The organism is Listeria sp. PSOL-1 (assembly GCF_902806445.1).
Classification (GTDB): domain Bacteria; phylum Bacillota; class Bacilli; order Lactobacillales; family Listeriaceae; genus Listeria.
Genome location: NZ_LR760298.1, coordinates 70,726 through 89,719, shown reverse-complemented (window position 1 = coordinate 89,719; position 18,994 = coordinate 70,726). Strand labels below are relative to the sequence as shown.

The following is an 18,994-nucleotide window of genomic DNA, read 5'->3' as shown; positions in this document are numbered from 1 at the left end:
AAATTAATTAGTTCTTTTGTCATTATTTTTCTTTGAAGTCATTCATGAATCATTTTAGTAAGCATGTTAAGATCTGCTTTTGTTTCGTTTACGTAATTCCTTGAAAAAAGTGGTCAACATTGCTGCGGTTTCATCTTGAAGCAAGCCGCTTTCAACCTCGCATACATGATTAAAACGCTGATCTTGCAGGAGATTCATCAATGTCCCTGCTGTCCCTGATTTAGGATCTTTTGCCCCGTAGTACACTTTATGAATCCGCGAAAGTAAAATGGCACCACTACACATTGGACAAGGTTCAAGTGTAACATAAAGGTCCGCACCGCTTAATCGCCATGTATTCAAATTTTGACAAGCATCTTGAATAGCTAAAATTTCCGCATGTGTAATGGCATTCTGAGTTGTTTCTCGCAGATTATAACCGCGACCGATAATTTCCCCATTAAGAACCACAACAGCACCAATAGGGACCTCACCAATTGAGCTGGCTTTTTTCGCTTCTTCAAGCGCCAATCGCATATAGTCTGCCGGCTCCACTTCCACACCTCTTTCTTACATCTGCAGTCAGCTTTATTTTAGCATAAAGTCATGATAAAAGTAGAGCGATCTGCTTTGATCATTCAAAGTCATTTGCTGTTCGCTTGGTAAAACACGATTCCTATGTCATTTCATTCCTAATGCTTATTACCTAGCTAATCAATTTTAAACCAATAATACTTACAATAATTCCCAAAACAAGTAATAATTTACGATGATCCCGTGATTCTTTAAAAACAAGCATACCCATCAGTACACTTCCAGCGGCACCAATACCTGTCCAAACACCATAAGCTAGGCTAATTGGAATTTCTTGCAATGAAAGGGATAAACAAAATAAACTAAGTCCCATAAAAACGATTAAACCAAAAGTCGGGATAAGTTTTTTTAAACCTACTGACAGCTTAAGGCTTACAACACCGCCTATTTCCATTAAACCTGCTATAACTAAAAATACCCAACTCATATTTTTTCACCTTTCTTCGTTTTATCAGGAACCAATTTCAAACCGATGATACAACTGATTAAAACAACTAATAGGATAATTTTGATTAGATTTACAGCATCTCCTAAAAAAAGCATGCCAAAAAGTGCCGTACCAAATGAGCCAATTCCTGTAAAAACAGCATAAGCCGTTGAGATAGGTAAATACTTTAATGATTTAGAAAACATCCAAAAACTAAAAATTAACGTTATCACGGTTGGAATAACAACTGGAATATTTGTAAATCCATTAGAAAATTTCAAACCGAAAGCCCAAACAACTTCTGCCATACCACCGATAATCAAATAAACCCATGCCATCTTGAGCCCTCCTTTTTTACCTAATGTTAATTAGTTTATGATTTCATTTTACCTGAATTCATTACATTTTACAACACTCTTTTATTTTTTTCAGAAAAAGGGTTGACATTGATTCGGCACCGAACTATAATGAATATCGAAATAAAGATTCGGTGCCGAACAAATTATTCGAAATGAGGAATTAATGATGAGTCATTTTACAGATGAGCTTATGAAGCAACTGCATTTTATCAGTGAAGCTAGCAATGCTTATATGAGTCAAAAAAAACAAAAGCTGACTGGTCAGCAAAGAGTTCTTGCTGTCTTAGGATTAGAAGACGGATTGACACAAAGCTATTTAGCAGAAGTACTAGATCTACGTCCTAGTTCGCTTGCTGAATTATTAAAAAAAATGGAAGAAAAAGGCGACATTCATCGAAAAGAAGACGCCGGAGATAAAAGAATTAAGCGTGTCTATCTAACGGAAGCTGGCCGATTAAATGCCAAAGAAAATGCGGCGTTAAAAAAAGAAGATTATAGTGAAAACTTTTTCTCTGGACTTAATCAAAATGAGAAAAAACAATTTAGCGAATATCTACAGAAAGTTGCAGACGGTTGGAATGAAGATTTAAAACAACAAGCACAACGATTTGTTGATCCAATGGACCGGATGCAAGCTATGCAAGAAATGCGCGAATCACTTATGGAACGTTTTGGCCATAACTGGCAAGAGTTAACACCCGATGAAGTAAAAAATTTGCGCAAAGAAATACGAAAGATGATGAAAGAATCATCTTTTGCAAATAACCGTCGTGGTCACAGTTTTCCGCCAAACTTCCCAAGAGGTTTTGGTCGAAGAGAAAACCCTAATTTTTGGCGTGAAATGGGATTTTTTCCACAAAAACCATTTGAAAAACAAGACGAAGAATAAGTGCAACTTTCTTGATAGTCACTAGAGGAGGAAAAAAGGATGCAAAATGAAGTAAATCCATCAGAAGAATTACCCAAAACAACACGAAAATTTAAATTTAAAGATTTTTTACAGTTAATTAATAGTGTCAATCCTAAAAAAGCGTTATTTCTCTTTGGGATGCTCCTAAGCCTAGTTACAAGTGGGGCAAGTTTAATTGTTCCACAACTAACAAAGAGCTTGGTGGATACAAGCGGTTTATCAAAAATAGATGGGAAAATGCTCACTATTTTAATTTTAGCTTTTGCTGTTCAACTAGGTTTCGGAACGATTGGCGGTTACCTTTTACGCTATGTTGGTGAAAGTGCTGTTAAAACCCTACGCGAAAAATTATGGAACCATTTATTGAAATTACCTGTTGGCTATTTTGATAACCATAAATCAGGAGAAAGTAGTTCACGACTAGTGAATGACACGTCTGTTATCAAAGAACTCGTGACTTCTCAATTTCCGAACTTTGTCACTGGTGCCATTCAATTAGTTGGCTCGATTATCATTTTATTTTTAATGGATTGGAAAATGGCTTCCATCATGTTTGGAGCAATTCCAATTCTCGCTATTATCATGGTACCTATTGGAAAAATTATGTCAAAACTTGGTCGTCAACTACAAGCAGCAACAGCCGATTTCAACGCTGAAGCAAGTGAAAAATTAGCAGAAGTTCGCTTAATTAAAGCAAGTAATGGCGAAGATTTTGAAAAAGCTTCTGGAAAAAAATTCATCCATAAAATTTTCACACTTGGCGTAAAAGATGCTAAAGTTGAAGCGATCTTACAACCTGTCATGATGACAGCTATGCTAGGGCTTTTCGTTGGTATTCTTGGTTACGGCGCCGTACGAGTACAAGCTGGCACCCTAACAAGCGGTTCTTTAGTCGCGTTCTTAATCTATTTGTTTAACATCATTGCACCCGTTATGAGTTTTGCTACTTTCTTCTCTCAAGTTCAAAAATCAATGGGCGCAACAGAACGTATTCAAGAAATCTTAGAAATTGATACTGAGCCATCTGGACAAGGTAAAACGGTTGATGTTGTTGGTCAAACAATCAAAGTAAATCGCCTTACTTTTAGCTACGCAGAAAATCAACCTATTCTAAAAGATGTCTCATTTGAAGCAAAACCTAATACTGTTATTGCTTTTGCCGGCCCAAGTGGCGGGGGTAAATCAACTATTTTCTCTTTATTAGAGCGTTTTTACCATCCTCAAAATGGTTCGATCCTTGTTGGTGACCAAGACATCCAAAATATCGATTTAGAAAACTGGCGATCACAAATTGGTTACGTTTCTCAAGATAGTGCTATTTTTGCAGGAACTATTCGCGATAACCTACAATATGGTTTACCACAAAAACTATCTGATGAAGAATTGTGGAAAGGTCTATCCCTCGCTTACGCAGAACAATTTGTTAAAGACTTCCCTGAACAACTAAATACGGAAATTGGTGAACGTGGCGTCAAACTTTCAGGCGGACAGAAACAACGTCTCGCTATTGCTAGAGCCTTTTTAAGAGACCCTAAAATTTTAATGCTAGACGAAGCAACCGCAAGCTTAGATTCACAATCAGAAGAAAAAGTTCAACGCGCCTTGGAAAAATTGATGGTCGGCCGAACAACTTTAGTTATCGCTCACCGCTTATCTACAATCGTACATGCCGATCAAATTTATTTCATTGAAAAAGGTCAAGTAACTGGACATGGTAAACATATCGAATTAATTAAAGACCACCCACTTTATGCTCAATATGTGAATGAACAAATGGTAAGTTAACCACGTTGGTTCTCTTGTTTTGTATAAAATGACAAAAAAGTAGACACTACAAAATGGAACAGTCGCCATCTTGTAGTGTCTTCATGTTTTTATAACTATTGAAGGATAAGAACCGTCCTACCATCCTCATTTGCTGTTTGAACGGATTTGGCTTTCCCTGAAAGAGTACCGCCATTTAATGTGAGCTCTCCATCCTTTAGCGTATATTCTTCATTTAAAGGGATTAAATAACAGTCCCCCATATTAATAATATTTACATTTTGTACATTAATCCCTACTGTTTTAGATTCAAAAGATGCACTAAATCCTAATATGACATCCTTATTTTTATACTTATAGAAACCTTCCACATTGTAGCTACCATTTTGGAGAGAACTTGGAATTTTTAAAGCCGCTATTTTCTTATTGGATAAGAATTGATCAACAGCATTCATTCCTTTTGAACTCTGCTGGTTCTGTGTATTGATTTCTTTTTCAACCTCTTTTTTTACTGTAGTATTTACACTTTCTTTGATTGGTTGAATATTTTGTAAAAGTAGATCAGCAATCGGTTGCTTATTTTGGAAATAGTTATTTTTCCATCCAGGTTTTACTCTATCTAACAAGATACCGCCCATGAAACCAATTTCATAACCTTCCTCATCTGGCGCAGAAAAAGCTTTCTTTTTATCATAAAAGAGGATATCTTTTTTAGCCGTTTCTTTTTGTTTCTCCGTTAAGCTTGGAGAAGCTATTTCACCTAAATATTCTACATAGCGAGCTTGGCCTTCTATAAAGTCCACTGCCTGCGCGTTTTTAGCCTCGACTGGATCTTTTGCTTTCCATTCTTCAAGCCAATATTTTGCTTTTCCAAGATATTCTTCTTGTTTTGATTTATTCGTATACGCTTCTGCTAGATTCAACAATAACATTTTCCTGTATAATCTCGGTTCAGAAGCTATCGGGTACTCTTGACTTCTATTTCCTGTTCCCTGAATCAACTCATTTTTCAATTCTGCTGGTTGGTAAAAATAATGAAAGAGTTCATGAGTAGCAACAGTATATGTCATGTTAAATTTAGCAAACTTTTGTTTGATTTTTGGTGGTGTCTGCTGCATCATCCCTATATACTCTTTATTAATTGTTAACATGATTGATTTCTTGCCATCAAATTTTAGATCTTTATAACCACCAACTGATGGATTTGTTATATTTTTGTATTCTTGAGGTTTTAATTCTTTCTTCTCTTTTGTGTTTATTTTCCATACTTTGTCTACTTTACCTTTGGAATTTGTATAAAAAAGAAGCAAATTGTTATCTTTATAATTAGCTTTTGGCCATACATTCTTTATATAAGGCCAATTTGCTTTTACATTTGAGAATATTGTATCCACATATTCTGCTACTTCTTTACTTACACCTTTTGTTATACTATTATTCTCAACCGGGTTGTTAGTATCCGCTTTGTTTGAATTTTTCTCTGTACCCACACCGCATCCTGTAAATACCAACGATGTAGCAAGTACAACCGGTACTATGATTCGCTTTTTCATGTTTATATCTTTCGCTCCTAGCCTTTAATGAGTTTTAATTTTTTTACTAATATTCATTTATTTGGATTTGTTAACTTTCTCCCTTCGTCCCAAAATAAGTAAATTATATTACGTAAAAGAGTATACTATAATATAATAATAAAGAAAATGAGCAAAAACGAGACATTGTCGCGTTATCAAGGACTAGGTCCCTTACATTCATCGCGAAAATATTTCCAAATCACAAAAAAAGATCCTAGGATATCATACAATTCAGCTATCTATCTTAAAAAATGAGCATAGGTTCTACATATCGAACACGACAAATCGAATGACAGCATTTGTATTAAAAAAGTTTGCCAGAAACCGAACCGGAAGTCTGACAAACCTCTTCAACAATTTATTTATATCTCTGCTTGCTTTTCATTAATTATTCGCTTAGAAGTGGTTAATAAAATAACAAGGCAAACCGTAAATGCAATTAAATCAGCTAAAGGAAATGCATACCACACACCATGTAAACCAATAAAGTTTGGCAAAATAAGTAGCAGTGGAACCAAACAAATAATTTGGCGCATTAACGAAATAATAAATGAAATCCGTGCTTGTCCTAACGCTTGATATAAACCACCGCAAACAATTTGAAAACCAATTGTTGGTGCTGCAAGCAAGATAAGACGTACAGCTGTTGCTCCTTCGCTAATGATTTGCGGTTCATTTGAAAATATCCTCACTAGTTGCATTGGGAAAATCTCTACCATTCCCCAAGCAACAAGCGACATAGCTGTTGCTACAAGCATTGAAAGTTTCACCGCTTTACTTACTCGGTCTAAATTCTTTGAACCATAGTTAAAACCAACAACCGGCTGCATTCCTTGAGTCACGCCATTAATCGGCATAATCGCAAATGTAACAATTCGATTCGCAATCCCGTAAACAGCAATCGCTAAAGTTCCACCATAAACTTGTAACATCCAGTTCACCGCAATCGTTACAATACTTCCAGCTGACATCATAATAAACGATGGGAAGCCAATTGCAACTATGCGCATGATCATTGACCAATCCATCTGGAATTTAAACCCGCTAAGAGATAACGAGCTTTTTCCTGAAAGAAAATAGATTAATAACCATGCTGCACCCACCGCTTGTGAGATAACAGTTGCCAGCGCTGAACCACGCACACCCATATGAAATCCCATAATAAAAAGTGGATTTAACAACATATTTAGCACAGCTGAAATAATCATTGTTAACATCGCTGTTCTTGCATTTCCTTCTGATCGAACAATATTGTTCATCGCCATGCCAAACGTTTGAAACACAGCGCCAAGTAAAATAACAGAAAGAAAATCCTTTGTGACATTATGAATATCAGCTGGTGCTCCAAAAAAACGAATAAGTGGATCTAAAAAAATAAAAGTAATCAGTGCAATTAAAATACTACTTAAAACAACTAACCAAATGACTTGATGATACACACGGTTTGCCTGCTTCTGCTCCCCCGCACCAAGTGACCTTGAAATAATTGATGCTCCCCCAATACCAAACATTGCTGCCATAGCCATTAAAATCATCTGCACTGGAAAAGCAATCGAGAGCGCTGCAACGCCCTGTGCGCCAACACCATAAGATACAAAAATCGTATCCACGATGTTATACATGCCCATCACAAACATACCAATAAATGCTGGTATAGAAAGTCGTGCCATTAAAGCAGGTATACTATCTTCCCCTAAACGTCTACTCTGTTCTTTCATTTATAACCTCTCTTTTCATTACGTCTGCCGCATTCTCTGCCATCTTAAGTAGCAGACGAAGTAATTCATTTCGTTCTTGCTCTGTAAAACCTGCTGTTAGAAAATCATTCCAACACAATGTTGTATCTTCAATCAAAGGCCGTATCCTCTGTCCTTTTTCAGTCAAAAAAACCCGATGCGTTCTCTTATCAGCTGGATTCACGGAACATTTAACCATATCTAGTTCCTTAAGACGCTTCATATGCCGCGTTACATTGGCTTTATCTGTTAAAAAACGTTTAGCAAGTGACTCTTGTGTAATGCCGTCTTCTTGATAAAGCGCCCATAAATAGCGCAATTGTCCACGATTTAGCCCAATCGAAGCTAAGCGATCATTCTTGTACGCATCTTCTGCCCGATGAATAATTGAAATTGATTTTGCAATAATCTCAAGTTTTTCAGCCAACTTTTTCACCTCGCTTAGTATATGTTGATGACAGCTTTTTCAGTATAACAGTAGTTGGTTGATTGCGCAACCATTTTTTTGGATAAAAAACGGACGAATAATGAAACATCCGCCCTTTCCCCTTAAATACACCCCAAAACATCAGCAGGCTTTTCAAAAATAAAATCTGCTGCTTCAAAACCAGATGTCGTTTTCGCTCCCCATAAAGCCAGACCAAAGTGCATCCCTGCAGCATGTGCAGCAGCCATATCATAAGGTGAATCCCCAATATAAAGCGCTTCATTTGGCTTTCTTCCTAACATCGACAAACTTTTTAAAAGGGGCTCTGGGTGTGGTTTATGGTTTTCGGTATCACTGGCACAAACAATGGCATCAAAATAATGCGCAATTCCAAAAGGATAAAAACCTTGCTCCATTTCTAGTGCATCTTTTGAAGTAACCACCCCACCTTGCGGGATTTTTTCAAACACTTCTTTCAAACCAGCAAAGATTTTGATTCGATCACGAAAGGCAAATTCTTTTTGCTGCCATCTTTCTAAGAACTCCTTGCTATGAGAAATATTTAATTGCTCAATCGTTTTCTTGCCTGGAATCCCTAAAGCAAAACGCAGATCCGTCTTATGATAGTCTAAGCCCACTTCAAGGAGCGTTTCTTGTAATGAATCAAGCACGGCATCTTCTGTATCTAAAATCGTCCCATCAACATCAAATATAATCGCTTTGTACATATACCCTATCCTCCTTTAACATTCTTTTTTAGCAAGTGGCGCATAATTTGCGCTTCTTCCACGGAGTTCATCATAAAACGGTTGTAAGTGCTCAATCTGCCCATCTATTTCAAATTGAATCGGATGACATTCAAACATTAAGCAAACTTTTCTATTTTCAGGTAGCAAAGCTATATTTCGTAACGTCTTTAAAGGATACGTATGTTTTTTACTCATTCCAAAACTATAATCTTGCTTAAACACTAGATAATCACGTTCGATGTAAAAAACACCAAACCGATATTCCATCCCTAGTTGTGAAAAAACCTTACAAACACCTTCTATTTTCAAAATATCTCACCCTTTCCATCATCTCTTACTTCTGTTTTAAATGATGAAACTGGTTTCAGGTCAAGTATTTTTATACTGTACTTCGTTTAATTAATGAATGCGCAATTTTTTGTTTTCTAATTTTACCCGAAAAGAAAATATTAAAGGCTGTTTTTCCCAATTCTTTCAAATGATGATCAAGTGTTGTTAAATGTAACACCCTACTAATTGGCAAGTTTTCTTGGCCGAGGATCGCTACGTCTTCTGGTACACGCAACCCCCTTTTTTCGGCATAAAGGAGCATCCCCGCTGCTACTTCATCTCCATTTGCATAAATCGCATCTGGTCTCCATTTTGCTTCTTCAAAAAAGTATTGAGCCGCTAAATAGCCATCTTCCACTGTATAACAATCTAACAAATAGTCATCTTCCTCTATTGTATCAAAAATGGTTTGATACGCTTCTATTTTCTTAGCCGTACTCGGACTTAACGCACTGTCCCTTCCCGTTGTAAAGGTTACCCGCTTATTCCCATTTTCCTTTAAAAATGAAAAACCTTCACAAAAAGCTAACAACCGATCAACATAAGCACACGAGAACTCAGGAATATCCGTATATTCATTTAAAATAATTGGCCCATATTCTGTAAAGGGGACAATTTTTTCCAACGAATTTGCACGTGAAGTGATAATTAATCCGTCTACTTGTTTCGTTTTTAACATCAGTAAATTTTTTTCTTCTATTTTCGGATCATAATTCGTAGGAAAGAAGATCACCGAATACTTCTCTTGAAATGCTGCTTCCAAGATCCCATTAGCAACCTTATCAAACCATGGGTGATCATTATAAGGTAAAATAACACCGACCGTATTCGTTCTACCACGCGCTAAATTTCTTGCACTTCGATTTGGTGTATAGTCAAGTTTTTCAATCACATGAAGTACACGAGAACGTTTATCCTCTGCGACATAAGGATGCTCATTCAAAACGCGAGAAACCGTTGTTACAGAAACACCAGCTAACTTAGCAATTTCTTTAATATTTGTCATCTTCATGGTCGCTCCTTGTTTTTCTTAAATTTTAAGCTCCTTCACACTTCTTGAAAAACTTGCGCTGCATCCCCTGTTACCATGACAAACGGAATGTTTAATTCTAACGGATTTTTATTGATCGCAAAAACTTGCACCTCAGGGTTACGATAATCGATCAAATGACAAAAAGGACTGACTTGGAAGCTAGTTCCTACGATCACAATAAGTTCCGCATGACGTACCGCTGAAACCGCCCGTTCAAAGGCCTCGGCTTGAATTCCTTCACCATAAAGCACCACATCTGGGCGAATCATTCCACCACAATTAGCGTGAACATTACTTTTTAAGTAATCCTCAGCCCGAACTTCTGCACCACACCTTATACAATAACAATTGGACAAGCTCCCATGAAAATTCACTACGTCTTTCGCACCAGCTGCTTCATGAAGACCATCAATATTTTGTGTAATCGTTGTCACTTGTTTATGAAAAGATTGCTCCATCATCGCAATTTTCTGATGAATAATATTTGGCTTCGCACCTGGATAATACATCTTTGTTTTAACAAAAGAGTAAAAAAGATCTGGTTCATTCATTAAGCATTGCTCACTTAATAAATATTCAGGTTGTCTTCCTTCTGACCTTTGATATAAGCCATTTTTCGAGCGATAATCAGGGATTCCTGATGGCACAGAAACACCAGCCCCAGTCAAAAAAACAATATTTCGCAATTGTTGTAATGCTAGTTTTAATGTTTCAATTTCCGCTTTCATCTTACTTCCTCCTAATTTCCTTGATGTATTTTTTTATTAGCAAAAAATGAAATAATGATATTAATAAAAATAATCCCTGCTACAACCAAGAAAACTTCACTATACCCAAAATGTGCAGCAATGGCCGATCCTGCTAACGGGCCAACAACATTTCCAACATATTGAAAAGATTGATTATAGCCAAATATACGTCCCGAAATATGGCGTGGCGTATTTTTAGCAAGTAATGATTGTACAGCTGGAAGCAAAGCGCCATCCGTTATGCCAAGCAAGAAACGCAAAATGCCAAGCTCAATAGGACTTTGTGCAAAAGCCATCGGAATTTGCAAAATCAGTGAACCACATAATGCCCAAAACAATATCCGCTCTGTGCCAATTTTATCACCTAATTTCCCTAATCGCGGAGCTGTTAAAAGAGCGGCCACTCCTGGAACCGAAGCAATAACACCACTAATAAAAGCAATATTTTGGACATTCCCAGCAAGTTCTCTTACGTAAAGCGTCATAATTGGATTCACAGAATTAATTGCAACTTGAATAATCATCGTTGTAAAAAATAAGCTAAAAATCAAAGTTGGATGCTCAAGCCCACCTATTACCTGGCGAGCGGTCAACATTTTATGTTTTTCAACTGGTGTGAAATTTTCTTTAACAAAAAAGAGCGTCAAAAAGAAGCTACAAGCAAGCAGTGTCCCTGTAAGAAAAAATACCAACCGCATATCAAATAAATCAGCTAGAAAACCACCAATTAATGGCCCAATCAAAACACCAGACACAGCCGCAGTCGACAGCATCCCAAGCGCCTGACCACTTCTATGCCTTGGGACTTGTGTTGCAATCAAAGCATTAGCTGTAGAAATGTAACCTGAAAAAATCCCCATTAACAAGCGTAAGCCAACAAATTGATAAACGTTCGTTACAATGCCCATTAAAGCCATTGCAAGACACATCCCAAGCGCTGCACGAAGAAGCATGACACGGCGTCCTTTCCGATCCGCAAGACTTCCCCAAATCGGTGACATCACAGCTGATACAAGAAAAGTCGAGCTAAGTGCGATCCCAGACCACAAACTAACTTGCGCATGATTATGTACACCAAGCTCTTCAATATAAAGCGGCAAAAATGGCATAATTAAATTAAGCCCTGTCCCAGTTAAAAAACATCCAATCCAAACAATATATAAATTTTTCTTCCAATCCGTCATAAAAATTCACCATACTTAATGAAAAAAGCGATTAAGACAGATAAATATGGCGTATGTAGCGCATCTCGCGTTCCTTATCACCAATTTATTTTGTTTATGCCTCAAATCCTTTAACTAATTTTATTTGGGTAAATGATTTAAAAAATTTTGATGTGCAAAACCAGCTACTTCTTCCTCAGAAAAATGCTTTCTCAATTCAGCAATAAAAGCCTGATGTTTCCCTGCATGCTCCAATCCTTTAATATGCGAAGGAATCCCATCAAAATCCGAACCAAATCCAATATTTTTAATTCCACCAAGTTCACAAATATGATCAATATGCCGAATAACATCTTCCATTTTTGCCGACCCATTTTCCTTTGTAAACAGCGGATAAAAAATCACATGGATCATTGCATCGCGTTCGATCATTGCTTTTATTTGATCATCACTTAAGTTTCGCATATGCGGACAAATTGCTTTAGCACTCGAGTGGCTTGCAATCGGAAACTCTGCCAATTCCATTACGTCCCAAAAGCTTTTAATACTTAAATGTGATACATCTGTAAATACTTTTCGTTCATTTAAAAGTTCGACAATCTGTTTACCAAAAACTGTAAGCCCTGCCCCACGAGGCTCTTCAATACCATCAGCCGCTAAATTAGGATAATTCCAAGTTAGACCTACAGACAATACACCTTCATCAAGTAATTGCCCTAGCTTTTCTAAATCCTGCCCAATTGGCTCCACACCCTCAAGTGTTAACACCGAAGCAATATTCCCTTCAGCTAACTCGAGAAGATCACTCCACTTCTTAAGTGCTTTCATCATGCCATTTCGCTGCAAAACATGTTGTTTAAAAATCGTCCTCTGCTCACTAGCCCGCTTCCATTTTTGCTCGACTGGCACTTCTGGATCTAAAAAAATCGCAAACCCTTGAAGTAGCACATCTCCTTCAATTAGCCGTTCAAAATTCACATCTAGTTCAGGTGAATCCTGAAACGTTAACTTTCCTTTACTATCTTGAAGTTTATAAAGCGCATCACAGTGCATATCGACTATTTTCATTTAATGGCCCTCCTCAAAGTTGTTCTTATTTCAGTATAACACAATTCAGTCAAACCACGATTGATTGTGTTTATCAATCATTTTTATTAGGGTTGCCCTATGCCAGCTTCTACCCAAAACTCGTTTGCTAACAAAATATTTCCCCTGCTCCACTTGCCCCGCTTGATTTATTGTTGTAATTTGAAGAAGATAAACCAGCGTTTTCTTTTGTAACTCAACCTTATGTAGCTCTTCTTTAGGTAAAAAATACATGACAGCTTCTGCCAAATGGAAGGAAAAAGTAAACAAGCCAATATTAGTAAAACAAAGGATCAGGCTATGTCGTCCACGCATATTTGGCCCTGCATATAATAAATCAGTCGTTGTTATTTCAAGACCGCTTTGAGCAGCAAAAGTATGAACCTCTGCTTCTAATTTCTGCTTTAAACTCAATTTAGCAAAACCTCGATTCTAATGGGTTATCCATTTATTTTATCATGCGAATCGAAAAATTCAATCTCTCTTCTTCGTAGACACAGCTAAAAACTTCGATTTTGCATTCATATTAGCCAAAGCAGACTAAAAAAATAAGAGATTAGAACATAATTTATGCCCCAACCTCTTATTTTGCTTTATTGATAGGAATCCCCACTTTTTTTCCAGCTCCAGACTTTATTAAAACGATTCGTTACCACAAAGTAAGCTAAGCAAACAATGTAAAGTAATACCAATTCCATTCCTGCGTATCCCTCAGACAAGTGGACTTTTATAAGGGCACCAGCTAAAGTAGCAATAATTAACAAACTTGCATATGGAACAAATAGACCCAAGACTAACGCAAGCCCTCCTGCAAGTTCAATCGTTATTGTCCCAATAAGAACAATAACAGGTAAATCTAAACTGCTAAAAAAGGCTTCCGTTTGTGAAAAGGAAACAAGTTTTGAAATACCATGTTGAATAATCATTAAACCAATGACAGCTTGAAAAATATTTTTCATATCATCTCATTCCTCCTTTTCTAATTACTTAACATAAGTTTATCACTTTTAATAAGCAAGTTGAAATAGTTTGTTAGTGAGCAATGAGGGTTTATTTACTATGGTTCTCTTGTTTTTTATTTTGAAATGGAAGCGTTATCTCTCCAGCAGCACCATTTTAGTGGAAATCGTTTTCAAAAGCCTTGCAAAATAGAACACCAAAAAACGATTTATTTTTGACAATGATAAAATGGATGGAAAAACGCACTAGTTTATTTAGCTAGTGCGCTCTTTTCTATATTTTTTAAAATAAATTACGCTTCTTTTGTTAACACAAAATTGGTAAAGTCTGCATGCGTATTAGTCAACGGGAAAGGTTCGATTAAAAAGAAAACGTCAAGAACTCCTTCAAAATTTGCTTCTAATTTTGTAGTCTGTGAAATAAATGATGTACTAGGTATAACAGATAAACTGGAAACCTTATCCGTCCTAATCCCTAGTTCAGCTTTAGTATTATTATTGCTCAGCCTCGAATCTGCAGTAAGAATGTACGTTGCTTTTGGCACTAAATTTTTTACAGTCTGATGCGTAATATACCCCTCAGAACCATTAGCAACTCTAGCAAAGTTAGTATCCCCTTCCTTTATTATCTTGACATCTGTAGGATTTACATTTTCCCAGCCATTTAAGCCATCCTTAAAATCGCCATTCACAAGCAAATTTTCACTCGCATAGACATTTGAAACGTTAACGAATAAAAGAAAAGAACATATAAAACCCAAAACAAGTAAACTTTTTTTCACATTTCATCTCTCCTTCATATTATTTTTATCTTACATTTTTATGGTAACATCAATTGAACACAAAATCATAGGCTGCCTGTTTTTTGTTGTGAATAGGTAATATAAGCGCTTTCTAAAGCTTAAAAGCAAGAAATTTGATTGCCTTTTAACCCTGTTTTTTTATTTACATTTATTTCTTAGCATAACTAAAATATTTTAATTTATCTGCGCTCACCCCTGTACCATTTATATTATAGCTGATTGATACTTTCTTGGTTTTGGGGTCATAAAAAAAGCTGTAGGTAAGCTCGCCATTCTCTATTTTCTCTAATTTTTTCTTATTTGTTAGTTTGCCTTTATGAGGGTCTAAATAATGTCCTTGTTTTAATACAATCTCTTTCCAATTTTCATAATCTTTTTTTGTAGTGATGGTTGTTTCTATATGACTTCCTAAATTACTGGACTCATATTTATTATCTGTCAAGGTATACATTTCTTTTTTAGGAATGCGTAAGCTTTGTATTGCTTCTTCAATAGGCTTTTTAGCTTGCGATTTTTGATAAAACATATTGCCATAATAGTAACCTTCTACAATAACAATTATTGCAACAATAAATATAAGGATTCCTATCATAATTTTTTTCATGAATGACAGCTCCTTCAAATTAGTAAGTGCCTACTTTATAAGGGACATATTTTCCTTTAAATGTATTAGGTAACGCAGCAGGGCTTACAAAGTTTAAACCTGCAAAAGCTGGTTCAATCACTTCAGCACTTCCACTTCCATAATAAAAAGATTGAAAGACTAATTTAGAACAATAGTTTGGGTCTTTTGTTGTAGTTGCTGAAGTTAGTCGATAGGAGATATGTCTAGAACTAAAGGGCATCCAAATATTATTAAAGCAATCTCTCTTTTTTGTTCTTTCCATTTTTATCATAGCATGAAATCGGATACAAAAAAAGCGGCGTTTTCATATTCTATCGCGTTCTCTCAAAAACAAACTTCACTAGTAGTAAATCAGTGAAAAAAACTTAAACAACACAACTCACCCTAATCCTCTACAAACCAAAAAAGGCGTAAACCGCATAACACAAGCGATCCATACCTTTCAAAGTCTTTCATCATTATTCAACGAATGGAGATGGCGGGAGTCGAACCCGCGTCCAGAAATATCGGCACTTAAACTTCTACGCACATAGTTACCGTATTCGCAATTCGCTTGAAACTCGGCCCGGCAACAGGCTTTCTTTCAGCTAGTTTGATTGCTCTCTTTTTAAAGACTACAAACGGAAGCCTTTAAACGTATCCCACTTAGAGTAAGACCCTGACCGTAGCACATGGGCGATGCACGGAGGATCAGCATTCAGACTGCGATTAAGCAGCGAAAGCTAAGTTTTGTTTTTGTTTGCCAGTTATTATTGGCTTTGACGTTATTAACGAGGACGATCCCCTCGATACGCAGTTTAAGCTCGAACTATCCCTGTCGAATCCGTAACATCCCCAAGATAAAAAGATAGCATTACTAGTATAACGAAATTTAATGAGGAGCACAAGCCTTTGTTACTCCCCACTTTATTCATCGTTGTCTTTCCTTAAATGCTCGTTCGATGTCACGTTTTGCTTCTTTTCGTTTTAAATCTTCACGTTTGTCGTATTTTTTCTTCCCTTTAGCAACGCCAATTAATACTTTTGCATAGCCATCTTTAAGGTAAAGTTTAAGCGGTACAATAGAATATCCAGCTTCTTTTGTTTCACCAATCAAGCGGCTAATTTGCTTTTTGTGAAGTAAAAGTTTTCGCGTTCTAAGTGGCTCATGATTATAACGATTTCCTTGCTCATAAGGGCTAATATGCATGTTATGAAGAAAAATTTCTCCTTGGCTAATACGTGCATAAGAATCTTTCAAATTAACACGCGCATTTCGAACGGATTTAATTTCTGTTCCTTGAAGTACAATGCCCGCCTCAAAAGTTTCTTCAATGGCGTAATCATGGCGGGCTTTTTTATTCTGGGCAATGAGTTTCCCTTCTCCTTTTGGCAATTTTAATCAGTCCCTTCTAACGGCGTTTTTTCTTTTTGTTTTTTGGTTGACCTTTTTTAGCTACACCTTCATAAAAAGCGCGTTTTTTCTTCTTTTTAGGTTTTGTATGCCATTCATCTTCTTTATTTTTATTATGATTTTGGCGTTTTGGAGATGAGCTTGCCACTGCTTTTGGTTTTTGGCGAGCACCTGCTTTCCCCTCACTTAACAACTTAAAGTCAACCTCACGTGTATCAATATCCACTTTTGCTACTTCGATTTCAACCTTATCACCAATACGATAGACTTGTCCCGTTCGTTCACCAATCATCGCTAGTAAATTTTGATGAAAACGGTAATAATCCCCTTTCATTGCACTCACATGTACAAGGCCTTCAACCGTATTAGGTAATTCAATAAACAAACCAAAATTAGTAACCGAACTAATAATGCCAGTAAATCTTTCGCCAACTTTATCAGCCATAAATTCCGTCTTTTTAAGTTCATCTGTTTCTCGTTCAGCACTGACTGCACGTCGTTCCATTTTCGAGGCATGTTCTGCAATTCCAGGAAGTTCTTCGGCATTTTTAGCTAACGTTTCTTCACGAACATCTCCGTGAATTAAATATTCACGAATTAATCGGTGAACAATTAAATCAGGATAACGACGAATTGGTGACGTAAAATGCGTATAAAAATCGGTCGCCAAACCAAAATGTCCTGAACTTACTGTATCATATTTTGCTTGCTGCATTGATCTTAACATTACTGTTGAAACGACCATTTCCTCCGGCTTACCTTTTACTTCATCAAGTACTTGTTGAAGTGCAGCTGGATGAATATGATCAATGCTTCCTTTTACAATTAAGCCAAAGTTAGTAATAAATTCAAAAAAACGTGTGAGCTTTTCTTCTTTTGGATCCTCATGGATTCGATAAATAAACGGCACATCCATCCAGTGAAAGTGTTCAGCTACGGTTTCATTCGCTGCAAGCATAAATTCTTCAATCAAACGCTCGCCTTCTGAACGCTCACGAATCACAACCGCTTCAGGATGTCCATTTTCGTCTACTGCAACACGCGCTTCTTTAAAATCAAAATCAATAGCCCCTCGTTTTTCACGTTTATGTCGTAAAATGTGGGCAAGCTCTTCCATTGTTTCAAGCATCGGAACAATAACTTGATATTTGCTGCGTAAATCTGCATCTTTTGCTACCAAAATATCATTTACATCATTGTAAGTCATTCGTTCTGCTGTTTTAATTACACTTTCAAAAATTTCATGACTGATGACTTCTCCGTCTGCATTAAGCTCCATTTCACAGCTCATTGTAAAGCGATCAACTTGTGGATTCAAAGAACAAATCCCATTAGAAAGCTTATGTGGCAACATCGGAATAACTCGATCAACCAAATAAACACTTGTCCCTCGGTCTAGTGCTTCCTTATCAAGCTCCGAACCTCTTGCAACATAATGCGTCACATCGGCAATATGCACACCTAATTTATAATGCCCATTTTTAAGCTTTGTAACCGTAACCGCATCATCCAAATCTTTAGCATCAGCACCGTCAATTGTAATAATTAACTCCTCACGCAGATCACGACGATCCCCAATATCAAGTGTATCAATTGTTTCCGGTGCCAGACTAGCTTCTTGCATCACTTCTTCAGAAAAAGCAATTTGGATCCCGTGTTTGTGAATAATGGATAGAATATCTACACCAGGATCATTACGATGACCAATAATCATCTTCACCATACCACGTGCCTCTACACGAGCATATGGATAAGCCGTAATTTCAACAATGACTTTATGACCATTGACAGGCTTCAGACCACTTTCAAGTTCAATCTCTATTTCACCAAACACCCGTTTATCATCAGGAATTACTTTTCCATTTCCGAGAAAATCTTCTACGTAAGTCCCAACGATCTGCGTTGTTTTTCGTTCAACAATTTTACTAATCACACCTTCAGCTAAATTGTTCTCTTTGCGCTTTGTGATCTTAGCAAATACAATATCTCCGTTCATCGCATCGTTTACTTCATTAGGTGGAATAAAGATATCGTCAAGCCCAGTCTCCTCAGGTAAAACGAAGCCAAATCCACGTTCGTGCGCCCGAAAAGTCCCTTTAACTAAGTTCATTTTTTGAGGTAATGTATAGCGATTTTTCTTTGTTCTAACAATTTTCCCGCTATCTTCCAAATGCACTAGTGCCTTCACCATTAATTTAAATTCATTCGCCTCGTGAAACTCGATTCCCGCTTCAAGCTCATCCATTGAAAACAAGCCATCTGGATGCCTTTCTAAGAATTCCATAACGCTTTCTTCCATTTGGTGTTGGTTCATTTTTTCCCTCCTTTAAAAAA

At 36.7% G+C, this 18,994-nt stretch carries 20 protein-coding genes and 1 other RNA gene; 2 read left to right on the top strand and 19 right to left on the bottom strand.

Going from position 1 to position 18,994, the window contains the following annotated elements:
- Nucleotides 1-66: 66 nt before the first annotated feature.
- The 3 genes from tadA to G6Q10_RS00430 all read right to left on the bottom strand — a co-directional run bounded on the left by tadA (nt 67) and on the right by G6Q10_RS00430 (nt 1,338).
- On the bottom strand, nt 67-516 hold the full coding sequence (tadA, locus tag G6Q10_RS00440) for a tRNA adenosine(34) deaminase TadA (protein WP_370519536.1): 450 nt from the start codon (nt 514-516) through the stop codon (nt 67-69).
- Between the two features lie 169 nt (nt 517-685).
- Entirely contained in the window at nt 686-1,000 is a 315-nt protein-coding gene (locus G6Q10_RS00435) for a DMT family transporter (protein WP_163651765.1), read from the bottom strand.
- Complete coding sequence (locus G6Q10_RS00430; protein WP_163651763.1) at nt 997-1,338, bottom strand: DMT family transporter; 342 nt, start codon at nt 1,336-1,338, stop codon at nt 997-999. The genes G6Q10_RS00435 and G6Q10_RS00430 overlap by 4 nt, the downstream gene beginning before the upstream one ends.
- Nucleotides 1,339-1,522: 184 nt before the next feature.
- On the opposite strand from G6Q10_RS00430, the gene G6Q10_RS00425 reads away from it, so the two are divergent.
- Both G6Q10_RS00425 and G6Q10_RS00420 read left to right on the top strand, forming a co-directional pair.
- On the top strand, nt 1,523-2,248 hold the full coding sequence (locus G6Q10_RS00425) for a MarR family winged helix-turn-helix transcriptional regulator (protein WP_197914068.1): 726 nt from the start codon (nt 1,523-1,525) through the stop codon (nt 2,246-2,248).
- 39 nt (nt 2,249-2,287) lie between these two features.
- Nucleotides 2,288-4,054, top strand: coding sequence for an ABC transporter ATP-binding protein (locus G6Q10_RS00420; RefSeq protein ID WP_163651761.1), 1,767 nt, complete (start codon nt 2,288-2,290; stop codon nt 4,052-4,054).
- 95 nt (nt 4,055-4,149) lie between these two features.
- Here G6Q10_RS00420 and G6Q10_RS00415 read toward each other — a convergent pair whose 3' ends face one another.
- The 16 genes from G6Q10_RS00415 to rnr form a co-directional block, all read right to left on the bottom strand.
- A complete protein-coding gene (locus tag G6Q10_RS00415; protein ID WP_163651759.1) occupies nt 4,150-5,586 on the bottom strand; it encodes a hypothetical protein in 1,437 nt (478 codons plus the stop codon).
- A 383-nt stretch (nt 5,587-5,969) separates the two neighbouring features.
- Complete coding sequence (locus tag G6Q10_RS00410) at nt 5,970-7,325, bottom strand: MATE family efflux transporter (protein WP_163651758.1); 1,356 nt, start codon at nt 7,323-7,325, stop codon at nt 5,970-5,972.
- Nucleotides 7,309-7,770 (bottom strand): MarR family winged helix-turn-helix transcriptional regulator, encoded by a 462-nt coding sequence (locus G6Q10_RS00405; protein ID WP_163651756.1) that lies wholly within the window; start codon nt 7,768-7,770, stop codon nt 7,309-7,311. Before G6Q10_RS00405 ends, G6Q10_RS00410 begins: the two co-directional genes overlap by 17 nt.
- Before the next feature lie 122 nt (nt 7,771-7,892).
- Nucleotides 7,893-8,498 carry an HAD family hydrolase gene (locus G6Q10_RS00400; RefSeq protein WP_163651754.1) on the bottom strand — a complete coding sequence of 202 codons (606 nt, stop codon included), beginning with the start codon at nt 8,496-8,498 and terminating at the stop codon, nt 7,893-7,895.
- A gap of 15 nt (nt 8,499-8,513) precedes the next feature.
- Entirely contained in the window at nt 8,514-8,828 is a 315-nt protein-coding gene (locus tag G6Q10_RS00395) for a hypothetical protein (RefSeq protein WP_163651752.1), read from the bottom strand.
- Between the two features lie 70 nt (nt 8,829-8,898).
- Nucleotides 8,899-9,855: a LacI family DNA-binding transcriptional regulator gene (locus G6Q10_RS00390; protein WP_163651750.1), complete on the bottom strand. Its 957-nt coding sequence runs from the start codon at nt 9,853-9,855 to the stop codon at nt 8,899-8,901.
- 41 nt (nt 9,856-9,896) lie between these two features.
- The gene (locus tag G6Q10_RS00385; protein WP_370519535.1) at nt 9,897-10,598 is read right to left on the bottom strand and encodes an NAD-dependent protein deacylase; all 702 of its coding nucleotides are present in this window, start codon (nt 10,596-10,598) and stop codon (nt 9,897-9,899) included.
- A 23-nt stretch (nt 10,599-10,621) separates the two neighbouring features.
- The gene (locus G6Q10_RS00380; RefSeq protein ID WP_163651747.1) at nt 10,622-11,815 is read right to left on the bottom strand and encodes a multidrug efflux MFS transporter; all 1,194 of its coding nucleotides are present in this window, start codon (nt 11,813-11,815) and stop codon (nt 10,622-10,624) included.
- Nucleotides 11,816-11,935: 120 nt separating this feature from the next.
- Entirely contained in the window at nt 11,936-12,862 is a 927-nt protein-coding gene (locus G6Q10_RS00375) for a dipeptidase (protein ID WP_163651745.1), read from the bottom strand.
- 45 nt (nt 12,863-12,907) lie between these two features.
- Nucleotides 12,908-13,294, bottom strand: coding sequence for a hypothetical protein (locus G6Q10_RS00370; RefSeq protein ID WP_163651744.1), 387 nt, complete (start codon nt 13,292-13,294; stop codon nt 12,908-12,910).
- Nucleotides 13,295-13,473: 179 nt separating this feature from the next.
- Nucleotides 13,474-13,839, bottom strand: a complete 366-nt coding sequence (locus G6Q10_RS00365) for a DoxX family protein (RefSeq protein ID WP_163651743.1) — start codon at nt 13,837-13,839, stop codon at nt 13,474-13,476.
- Nucleotides 13,840-14,132: 293 nt separating this feature from the next.
- A complete protein-coding gene (locus G6Q10_RS00360) occupies nt 14,133-14,621 on the bottom strand; it encodes a hypothetical protein (RefSeq protein ID WP_163651742.1) in 489 nt (162 codons plus the stop codon).
- A 169-nt stretch (nt 14,622-14,790) separates the two neighbouring features.
- Entirely contained in the window at nt 14,791-15,246 is a 456-nt protein-coding gene (locus tag G6Q10_RS00355) for a hypothetical protein (RefSeq protein WP_163651741.1), read from the bottom strand.
- Nucleotides 15,247-15,734: 488 nt separating this feature from the next.
- Nucleotides 15,735-16,103: a transfer-messenger RNA gene (gene ssrA, locus G6Q10_RS00345) on the bottom strand.
- A 74-nt stretch (nt 16,104-16,177) separates the two neighbouring features.
- A complete protein-coding gene (gene smpB, locus G6Q10_RS00340; RefSeq protein WP_163651740.1) occupies nt 16,178-16,642 on the bottom strand; it encodes an SsrA-binding protein SmpB in 465 nt (154 codons plus the stop codon).
- 16 nt (nt 16,643-16,658) lie between these two features.
- The gene (rnr, locus tag G6Q10_RS00335) at nt 16,659-18,974 is read right to left on the bottom strand and encodes a ribonuclease R (RefSeq protein WP_163651739.1); all 2,316 of its coding nucleotides are present in this window, start codon (nt 18,972-18,974) and stop codon (nt 16,659-16,661) included.
- Between the last annotated feature and the right edge of the window lie 20 nt (nt 18,975-18,994).

Bases quoted from the DNA above. Each gene is read 5' to 3' on its own strand.
- G6Q10_RS00390 (WP_163651750.1), bottom strand. From the start codon at position 9,855: ATGACAAATATTAAAGAAATTGCTAAGTTAGCTGGTGTTTCTGTAACA.
- G6Q10_RS00410 (WP_163651758.1), bottom strand. From the start codon at position 7,325: ATGAAAGAACAGAGTAGACGTTTAGGGGAAGATAGTATACCTGCTTTA.
- G6Q10_RS00435 (WP_163651765.1), bottom strand. From the start codon at position 1,000: ATGAGTTGGGTATTTTTAGTTATAGCAGGTTTAATGGAAATAGGCGGT.
- G6Q10_RS00380 (WP_163651747.1), bottom strand. From the start codon at position 11,815: ATGACGGATTGGAAGAAAAATTTATATATTGTTTGGATTGGATGTTTT.
- rnr (WP_163651739.1), bottom strand. From the start codon at position 18,974: ATGAACCAACACCAAATGGAAGAAAGCGTTATGGAATTCTTAGAAAGG.
- G6Q10_RS00375 (WP_163651745.1), bottom strand. From the start codon at position 12,862: ATGAAAATAGTCGATATGCACTGTGATGCGCTTTATAAACTTCAAGAT.
- G6Q10_RS00415 (WP_163651759.1), bottom strand. From the start codon at position 5,586: ATGAAAAAGCGAATCATAGTACCGGTTGTACTTGCTACATCGTTGGTA.
- G6Q10_RS00400 (WP_163651754.1), bottom strand. From the start codon at position 8,498: ATGTACAAAGCGATTATATTTGATGTTGATGGGACGATTTTAGATACA.
- G6Q10_RS00425 (WP_197914068.1), top strand. From the start codon at position 1,523: ATGATGAGTCATTTTACAGATGAGCTTATGAAGCAACTGCATTTTATC.
- G6Q10_RS00365 (WP_163651743.1), bottom strand. From the start codon at position 13,839: ATGAAAAATATTTTTCAAGCTGTCATTGGTTTAATGATTATTCAACAT.
- G6Q10_RS00420 (WP_163651761.1), top strand. From the start codon at position 2,288: ATGCAAAATGAAGTAAATCCATCAGAAGAATTACCCAAAACAACACGA.
- G6Q10_RS00430 (WP_163651763.1), bottom strand. From the start codon at position 1,338: ATGGCATGGGTTTATTTGATTATCGGTGGTATGGCAGAAGTTGTTTGG.
- tadA (WP_370519536.1), bottom strand. From the start codon at position 516: ATGCGATTGGCGCTTGAAGAAGCGAAAAAAGCCAGCTCAATTGGTGAG.
- G6Q10_RS00355 (WP_163651741.1), bottom strand. From the start codon at position 15,246: ATGAAAAAAATTATGATAGGAATCCTTATATTTATTGTTGCAATAATT.